A 7,851-nucleotide genomic window follows, 5' to 3' on the forward strand; every position below is an offset into this window, starting at 1 on the left:
CACTCATTTTTTCGCTGATGGTGCGGTTGAGATGTTGAAGTATTAGGGGCGCATATTGCCGTATCTTATCAGCGTAGGGTTTCAGGTCGGCTAGATTCCATTCTTTATTGGGATCTAAAAAATCGTTTAATCCTAATGCTTCTCGAATTCGTCGCCGCAGTGCTGTACCGGAAATGTCCCACGGACAAACACCTTGATTCCAACTAGCTTGTTTTTCTAATGATTTGGCTGTTCTATCGAGTGATAATGAAAAGTTGAGTTGCGCCTCTAAGTTGAGCAGTTCTCCGCGTCGCTGGCCGCTTTTATCCCAAAGCACATCTTCTACTGTTAGCTCGTCTAAACAGTAAAAGTCTTTGAGATAAAATTTGGTCAAGGAGAGTGCGTCTTCTGGGGAAATGCTTTCCTGAGATTCTAAAACGACCACTTCTGCATAAGTTAAATCGGCAGCAGCAACTATAGCTTGAGCTTCAATTAATTGAATTTCTTCTTTGGCTTGCTTTAACAAAACTTTGACTGCTGACTGGGATTGTCGCTCATCAATTTTTATGTGATGCCCTTCGTGTTTGAGCCGAATTAATAAGGCATCTCTTAGATTCCTCATCGAATAATTCTGCTCGGCACTAATTCGAGCATAGAGATTTACATGGGGGTTTGATTGCCAATCGAAATTAGCAATACCTTCAACAATATCTGGTCTAAGGTTGGAACGAATTAAGCTAACGGTGGCATCGGTTCTTTGTTGTAATTGGTTTTTAATTTCGAGATAATTGCACGAGCGAGAAATTTTACAGAAGTTTGTCCCACGTTCGGCACACCAAACCACACGCTCTACTGTGTCGCGCACGCGAATTAAAGATTGGGACATATCAGCGTCGGTGGATGATGCCCCGGTGAAAATTCCATAGACTTTTTCGATGAAATCTTTGAGTTCAATGCTAACTCCCGTGGCGATTGTGGGAGTACAAATAATTACGTCATATAATCCTTCGGCCAATACAGCATCGGGTGTTTTCATAAACCGTTTTTCAACTGTATTGCCGCTGGTTTCTGAGTTAATTAGCAGGATTCTAATTCCTGGAATTGCTTTAAGCAGCAGTCGCGCTGTTGCCTTGCTAGTGGCTTTGCTATCTGTGGTGACATACAGCGTCTTCCCAGGCTGTAGTTGACGGGCATCAGTAATTAAATCGTTGACGATCGCAGATTTATCTTTAGCCTGAATAAATGTTACATGGTACGGTTGGGGTTGATAGTCGTTACGAATTAAGAAAATGGGTGTACCATCTCCTCTCAGTTCTCTAAGGTAGTGTAGGGTCTGGTTATTTAAATCAGCATCAGCAGCAATAATCCTCCTGGCGACTCTAATTATTTCGGCAAACCTGGCCAGTAATGCGGGGCGTTTGCCGTTTTGGTCGCAGGTGCTAGAGGTGAGTAAGTGACGCACTACCTGGACAATTTCATCAATGATTAAGTCGCAGCCGACAAATTTTTGTGGGTCGATGGCTAAGAGCGAATCAACACAAAAACCAATTCTTAGGGTGTAAGCAGATCCTTTGATAAAATTGCCGTTGAATTTATCTAAATCACCACGGTAATCTAAGTTAGCCCTGGCACATAAATTTTGCACTAGGGCAATTCTGTGACTGGCGGCTAAGACTTTGGAAGAAGAGGCTGTGGTTTTGGCGATAAACTTAGTTTTACCTGTCCCCTTGCTGGAGTCGATGGCAATAATTCCCTCTTGGGGTAAGTCTTTGATTTCCAGGGTGGATAGGTCAGCTGTGGTCAGTTGTAATGAGGGTTCGTAAGTTAAACGATTTTCTAAGCGTTGCCACAACTGCCAGTGTGTTAGTGGTAGGGCTTGGTTTAAGGCTGTTGACCAAGCCTTCATTCCAGCGTTAACTATTAGGTCATCAACACCTTTACACTGTCCTTGCTGACCGTTCCAGATGGCGATATCAGCCTTGCTGCCAGCTGCAATCAGTAATCGGCTAAAGCGATATATGGCAGCGTTCACCCGTTTCTGGGTGGCTGTGTTTGTGTCCTGGTCAAAGGCTAGGGTCAGGTGTCTGCCTTTTACAGCAAATCGCGCTATGTCTTTTATGAGGTAAGGTTTGATGGGGTTTCCTAGTGAGTCCTTGGTGCGGTAGCCACCGTTAACGCCGTAAAGGGCAATGGCTACGTATCCCTCTGACAACAGGCATAAGGATTTTTTACCGCCTTCTGTAATTACGATCGGGATTTCTGGGTGAAGTTCTAGCCAGTTCCAGAAACTTTCTCCTGGCGGTGGAACTTCTACGCTGTAGCGATTGGCAATTAAGCGTCTAGTTTCTCGGTTAATGGCGGGGAGATAGGCCCTTGACGAGTTGCCAATTGGGGTTTCGTATTTTTGAATCTTGTCTTTTTTCGGGTCAGTCCTGGGTGTACTGAGTTTGGCTTGCCAGGGGCTACCGTCTTCCGAGAGCAGCAGTGCGGCGTGGAGTGTGGGTTTGGCTTGATGCCCAAATCGGGTGTATTTCCAGTTGAGGGCATCATGTATTGGGGTGGCGACCTCCCCGCCGGCATTGATTTCTAAGTCGCTGATGATGCGGATGTTTTCTCTGTAGAGTTCAACGGCGATCGCGCTCCCGGCAATAAATTCTCTCTCAATTCGGCTGGTAAACTCCTCAATGCTCTCTGTTGGCAACAGGTTTTGAGCAGATGGTAGAACACTTGATAGATTTTTCAATTTCCTTCTCCAAGCTGAGGTGACATTGCCCTCGCCTAGAAAAGACAGAATTTCAACTTTTATCTACAGAACAGTTGGCGTAACTTGTGCGGTAGATGGTTAAGAATCAAGCAGTTTTGGTAAAGCCTTCATGCCTATTTTTTTCGTCTCAATCTGTTGGAAATCAACTGACAGACACTTATAATCAAAGAAAGGCTCCACTTGATCCTTCTCCAGTGGGGGTTTTACACTCTGTCTTTCCTGGCGGGGTGTGCGTGTGGTAGGTGTTCCAGCACCGAATCCACAAAATACGAGCAAAATCAAATGAAAAATTTGAGTCAAAGTCTGTGAGTTCCAGCTCGCAGACTTCTTGGCATTTATGGACTCAAATTTCAGTGATTAAAGGTAGAAATAGGTAATTAAAGAGCATAAATAGAAGTTATTCAAGTTATTCGGTTGGGACTAAAAAGCTGTCTGGGAGTCAGCATCCTATTGAGTAACACTAGGCACATATTGCAATCTGGTTAACAACTGCCACTAACAAATTTTTCTTACTTGTAATTGGATCAAGCCTCCTCTTTTGTTGCTCTACATCATCTGATTGATTCTCCTTCCTCATGCTGTTTCTCGTTTATTACCTTCTTTTTCTTTCTTTTTTGATGCAATAGCTTTTTTCAGAAGGATTTTTGCTAGTTGAGGAGGAGTCATAAATTCTTCTTGGGCCCATTCTTGTAAATATGAATACTCATCCTCCTCAATACGAATGGTCAATTGTGGCTTTTTTGAAGGCATAGTCAAATTAAAATACCATGCCTAATTATTCATCCTTTGAGTCTTATTTTCCACTGGTGAATCAAAATATTGACAGGTGACTCACCTGTGGACTAACATAACAGATAAGACAGGAAAACAGCAACCACCGTTAACTGATTTGTGTCCACCGAGTAAGGAAAAGCTATATAAATCAACCCTTTTAGCGTGTGGATACAACAAAATAGCAGTAACTATCAGATGCTTGTCTTATGTATGTCAGTATCTAATGCTGACCATCAATCACTATTTGACCATTAACCAATAGATGCTCTATGAAAGCGTCAAATTCCTCACGGGGACTTGATTTAGACTCCCCTGGTCTGTTCTGCGAAAGTTATGTTACAAAATCTGAACTTGCAAGAATTCTTAACGTTGCCCGTTCAACTTTGGTCAGTTGGGATGGGATAGCCCTTTACCGCATAGATGGCTATCGCCAAGCCTACCCAGTCAAAGCCGATGGCAGTACGGATCGCTCTTGCCCTTTATCTCCGTACCAAAGCTGGGTTCTGTCCCGCATTGGACGAGTGATGGCTAATCTGCGTTCTGTCGAACGGGTAAAGAACTACATCAAAAAGTATCCCCAGGAATTCAGTCAAGCCAAGTTTCAAGCACAGTTCGCCCAAGTAATTCAAAGAGGTACAGCTGCATGAATCCTAATTCCACTAAAACCAATAAGCCAGAAATGATTTCTATTAAAGAATCTGCCGAACGTTTGGGAGTTGCTGAGGAGATTATCAGATTCAGCCTTACTGAAGCTTACCCCGATGATTTTGATAGCCTCAAGGAAATAACTTTGGCAGAATTTGAAACCCTAGCTAACACATTCAAGCAGAAGGCTCTTGAACAAAACACGGGGGAAGTAGCTGCGATTGCTCCAAACGGCGATAGTCCTTTACCAATAGAACAACAGCAACAGATTATTGATGGTACTGTCAATGCCCTTCAAGAATTTGCTGGTAATTACGTGCTGACCATTGAAAAAATCGCTTCGACTCTGGCTTATTTAAGTGGTCAAGCAGTTGTAGACAACTTTGTAGAAATTCATTCCAACACTGTCAGAGATGGCTTAGAAAGCTATTTAGACCAGTTTGCAGCCGAGTTTGTGACTGCTGCTCATTCGATCAAAGGAGTGAACGCCAAAGATTTTTTGTCCCAACGGGGAATAACCCAGAAACAGCGCACTGCTCAAAAGTCATTGCAAGAGATTCTTCACCTAGCAGCAAACCCCTAGATATTGCTTCAAGGATGGCATTATCCGATGCCAGATTTCTATTTCTCTTGCACTTCATTTCAAAGGAAAGAAAAATGCACTTACTGACTGAAGTTTGTTTTTATTCCGGTGTGGCTACCCTCTCCTTAATTGGTGGTGTAGCAGCAGTTATATCGCCTTTGGGAGTTGGGTTATTTACTGTTGGATTAGTAATGTATGTCAACCAAAACAGACAATGATAGGCACAAATTAGAGGCTGATTATCAGTGGCTTGCTTTCAAAATCCGCCCAGTCCTTCTAATAACTTGTATCACAATTCCTAGTTTCTTTGGAGCATATATCTATGCAGCAAATTTTGACTGTAGAGCAAATTTTAGCAATGCTCAAAGGGTACGAAGAGAGTTTGAGGATGTTGAGGGCAAGGCCAGAGTACATGAAATTGGAGGCATCAGAGCGATTCACTACGTCAAATGACCTCCGTCTGGGTGATGCCATTCAAGCACTCTTAGAGATTCACGAAGCAATCCTAGATATCGAGTTTTACTCTCAAGTTGAGGTAAAAACTTATGCTAAATAGAGTCTATGACTCAACCCTACTAACCAATTCTAAGGTTTACCAAATCGATAGAACGCTATACCAGTACCTATTTAGAACAGGCACAATCCAGCATCCAAAGTACCATTTTCGCCCTCTATCTGGACAACGAAAGAAAGCTGATTTATTGCTCAATCACAAGGCTTTGACTACTCGTTGTTACGAAGTGTCAGGGATGTCTACTAATGCTTCAGTTATTAGCTCTGAATCACTGCAATTATCGATTTTCTGAGGTGAATTATGAATACTCAAACACTACCAGAATTAGTTGCACAAGCCCAACAATTAGTAACCCAAATTCGGCAGCATCCACAATATCAAAACTTGCGTTTTGATTGCGATGTCACCCTTGGGGATGTCAGCCAGTTTTTCAATACTCTGCAATGGTCGGTCACAGGTTCAACTGTGGATGTTTCAAGAGAAGGCTTTTTTCAGTGATAAGAAGAGCGATCGCTTGACTGGACACCGAGCGACCGCCCCGAATGGCATCTACGCATTATAGACACAAAAGGATTGTAAATCATGACGAAACCGCTTGGATACTACTGCGCTCTAACGCCTGGAGATGGAACCTATTTAGACTGGTTGCAAGATACTTATGGTTCTTGCCTTGAAGGGATTAACCGTATCGAAAAACTGCATTTTTTGAAAGCGATAACTGACAACTTAATTGCCTCCGAAATCGCTACACAAGGGCAATATTTATTAGAAGAATCAGCCCAAACAATTCAAAAACTTCAAGAGGATTTGTACCAGTACACGCCAATAGGCGACCACTTGGGACTAGCAGAAGCTTTAGTAAATCAACTTAAATACCAACGCTAAGGAGAACAGCGCAATGGATTTTGCAATACGTAATCCGGTAGTTGGTCATAGTTCCCATATCGATGAGAAAGCGCAAACTTGGGGAGGGTTTGAATCTGATATTCTGGGCTATCTCTCCGATATAAATAAGCTCGAACAGTTTGCGGATTATGCCAATAATGCCCAAGAATTATCTGACCGATTAGAGCCATTCTTAGACAACGCCAAGGTCGTCTTTGAGGCGATGGAGAAGTTAACAAAAGGCCAGGTAACTTGGACAGAATTAAGGAAACAATACGGTTCTCATGTTGCAACTGCCATCGCCAAAATTCGCAAACTCAATTCAGAATTTGATTCAGAAATGAGTAAGATAGATGCCCAAGATAGAGCAGATCTATTGCGAATTGACCAAAAACGCAAACATGCTTTAGCTGAAGTTGCTGCACAATTACATCACGATTTGCAGGCGGAATTGTGGAGACATGAAAATAAAATTAGCAGCATAGAAAATAGACAAACAGTGCAGGCTGAACGTCAAGCAATTACTACAGGATTAAGAGAGAAACGCCAACAACTTTTAGCCCGTGCGAGATATGGTTCAAGGGCATTAGAGCCAAATCAAACACCCCAGTCAGTAATACCAATTCAATCCCAAAATCATGCACCAACATCAAGCGTTTCTGCAACAGGAACAGTTCGCGGTTGGGGTGCAATGTTGGGTAACTTGTGGCAGAAATTGGGCGAGAGGTAATTAATTAGTAAAAAGGACTTGGCTGATGTTAGTTAGAAAAAGTGATTCATCAACTAACGTCAGCCCTTTTTTGTATGAAGGGCTGGCAGAAAAACCACAACAATCTAAGCAACCAGAACAACCACAACCATTACCAGAAAACAATCGAGTTAGAACATTTAGACGTGCTGGTAATGCTTGTGAAATTGTCGCTGGCAGTTGCTTAAACAGTGCAGTAATTTTCACCTTTCATTTGTTGCAGGTTCACCCCGTTGGAATGTTCTTAGCTGTGGGAACTGCACACCTGTATTTTACTGCCACTGCAACAGGTGAAGGTTTTAACAATTTGGTCACTAATTTAATGACTGGTTGCAGTGCATCACTAGCCCTATTGTGTGCGCTCAATGAACCCATTGGTGAGTGGAATGAATCGAGAATTTCTACTAGTACAGTTAAGACTTCTATTGAGTCGGTTTATAAGCCAAAAACTGCTGAATCATCAAGTTGGATGGATAGTGCAGGAGTGGCCATATTTCTAGCGATAGTAATGATTTTTATATTTTGTGGTGGTAAGAGTAAATGAATTATTTAAGCGAGAAACATAAAGAGTTAGAAGAGTCCCAACAATCGGGTTTCATGAAGTGGTTTGGTCAGTTGCCGATGGACAAGAAAGCTGTTGCCATTGGGCTGAGTTTGACTGTAGGAATTAGCTCGGCTGCAATGGCATGGCAAGGAACGAGCAGCGACAGAATTTACTTCTGCATCAAAACTCCAAAGAAAACATTGGTGTGCAACGACAAGAATAACCGACCTTTCAGAATGACCCCCTTCTATTGGCAACAGTGGCAGAATGATGGAATGCCCACTCAGATTGTGCGTGACCCGGCTATGTGTAACGACCTGCAATACTAATCGCTCAAACCTGCAATCAAGACATTTACAAACCAGGATTATTTGCAACTATAATTACGCTTCAGCCAGGATTAATTGCAACTGAA

11 protein-coding genes are annotated in these 7,851 nt (G+C 42.6%); 9 read left to right on the forward strand and 2 right to left on the reverse strand.

The window, feature by feature from the left end:
- Positions 1-2,722, reverse strand: a 2,722-nt coding sequence (locus H6H03_RS38425) for a plasmid replication protein, CyRepA1 family (RefSeq protein WP_190960231.1), incomplete at its 3' end; no start/stop codon positions are given.
- A 594-nt stretch (positions 2,723-3,316) separates the two neighbouring features.
- Entirely contained in the window at positions 3,317-3,493 is a 177-nt protein-coding gene (locus tag H6H03_RS38430) for a hypothetical protein (protein WP_190960232.1), read from the reverse strand.
- Between the two features lie 293 nt (positions 3,494-3,786).
- Between H6H03_RS38430 and H6H03_RS38435 the strand changes: the two genes are divergently transcribed.
- The 9 genes from H6H03_RS38435 (at position 3,787) to H6H03_RS38475 (ending at position 7,765) form a co-directional block, all read left to right on the forward strand.
- On the forward strand, positions 3,787-4,164 hold the full coding sequence (locus tag H6H03_RS38435) for a hypothetical protein (RefSeq protein WP_190960233.1): 378 nt from the start codon (positions 3,787-3,789) through the stop codon (positions 4,162-4,164).
- Entirely contained in the window at positions 4,161-4,745 is a 585-nt protein-coding gene (locus H6H03_RS38440; protein WP_190960234.1) for a hypothetical protein, read from the forward strand. The genes H6H03_RS38435 and H6H03_RS38440 overlap by 4 nt, the downstream gene beginning before the upstream one ends.
- 74 nt (positions 4,746-4,819) lie before the next feature.
- Positions 4,820-4,963: a hypothetical protein gene (locus tag H6H03_RS38445; RefSeq protein ID WP_190899731.1), complete on the forward strand. Its 144-nt coding sequence runs from the start codon at positions 4,820-4,822 to the stop codon at positions 4,961-4,963.
- Positions 4,964-5,067: 104 nt separating this feature from the next.
- Positions 5,068-5,301, forward strand: a complete 234-nt coding sequence (locus H6H03_RS38450) for a hypothetical protein (RefSeq protein WP_190960235.1) — start codon at positions 5,068-5,070, stop codon at positions 5,299-5,301.
- A gap of 258 nt (positions 5,302-5,559) precedes the next feature.
- The gene (locus H6H03_RS38455) at positions 5,560-5,757 is read left to right on the forward strand and encodes a hypothetical protein (RefSeq protein ID WP_190960236.1); all 198 of its coding nucleotides are present in this window, start codon (positions 5,560-5,562) and stop codon (positions 5,755-5,757) included.
- A gap of 84 nt (positions 5,758-5,841) precedes the next feature.
- Positions 5,842-6,144 carry a hypothetical protein gene (locus H6H03_RS38460; RefSeq protein ID WP_190960237.1) on the forward strand — a complete coding sequence of 101 codons (303 nt, stop codon included), beginning with the start codon at positions 5,842-5,844 and terminating at the stop codon, positions 6,142-6,144.
- 13 nt (positions 6,145-6,157) lie between these two features.
- On the forward strand, positions 6,158-6,874 hold the full coding sequence (locus tag H6H03_RS38465) for a hypothetical protein (protein WP_190960238.1): 717 nt from the start codon (positions 6,158-6,160) through the stop codon (positions 6,872-6,874).
- Between the two features lie 25 nt (positions 6,875-6,899).
- Positions 6,900-7,436, forward strand: a complete 537-nt coding sequence (locus H6H03_RS38470) for a hypothetical protein (RefSeq protein WP_190960239.1) — start codon at positions 6,900-6,902, stop codon at positions 7,434-7,436.
- A complete protein-coding gene (locus H6H03_RS38475; RefSeq protein ID WP_190960240.1) occupies positions 7,433-7,765 on the forward strand; it encodes a hypothetical protein in 333 nt (110 codons plus the stop codon). The genes H6H03_RS38470 and H6H03_RS38475 overlap by 4 nt, the downstream gene beginning before the upstream one ends.
- The last annotated feature ends 86 nt before the right edge of the window (positions 7,766-7,851 follow it).

This window comes from Nostoc paludosum FACHB-159, from assembly GCF_014698835.1.
GTDB lineage: Bacteria > Cyanobacteriota > Cyanobacteriia > Cyanobacteriales > Nostocaceae > Nostoc > Nostoc paludosum.

What these genes read in the sequence shown, in the direction of transcription:
- H6H03_RS38430 (WP_190960232.1), bottom strand. Translation starts at nt 3,493, where the DNA reads ATGCCTTCAAAAAAGCCACAATTGACCATTCGTATTGAGGAGGATGAG.
- H6H03_RS38435 (WP_190960233.1), top strand. Translation starts at nt 3,787, where the DNA reads ATGAAAGCGTCAAATTCCTCACGGGGACTTGATTTAGACTCCCCTGGT.
- H6H03_RS38440 (WP_190960234.1), top strand. Translation starts at nt 4,161, where the DNA reads ATGAATCCTAATTCCACTAAAACCAATAAGCCAGAAATGATTTCTATT.
- H6H03_RS38445 (WP_190899731.1), top strand. Translation starts at nt 4,820, where the DNA reads ATGCACTTACTGACTGAAGTTTGTTTTTATTCCGGTGTGGCTACCCTC.
- H6H03_RS38450 (WP_190960235.1), top strand. Translation starts at nt 5,068, where the DNA reads ATGCAGCAAATTTTGACTGTAGAGCAAATTTTAGCAATGCTCAAAGGG.
- H6H03_RS38455 (WP_190960236.1), top strand. Translation starts at nt 5,560, where the DNA reads ATGAATACTCAAACACTACCAGAATTAGTTGCACAAGCCCAACAATTA.
- H6H03_RS38460 (WP_190960237.1), top strand. Translation starts at nt 5,842, where the DNA reads ATGACGAAACCGCTTGGATACTACTGCGCTCTAACGCCTGGAGATGGA.
- H6H03_RS38465 (WP_190960238.1), top strand. Translation starts at nt 6,158, where the DNA reads ATGGATTTTGCAATACGTAATCCGGTAGTTGGTCATAGTTCCCATATC.
- H6H03_RS38470 (WP_190960239.1), top strand. Translation starts at nt 6,900, where the DNA reads ATGTTAGTTAGAAAAAGTGATTCATCAACTAACGTCAGCCCTTTTTTG.
- H6H03_RS38475 (WP_190960240.1), top strand. Translation starts at nt 7,433, where the DNA reads ATGAATTATTTAAGCGAGAAACATAAAGAGTTAGAAGAGTCCCAACAA.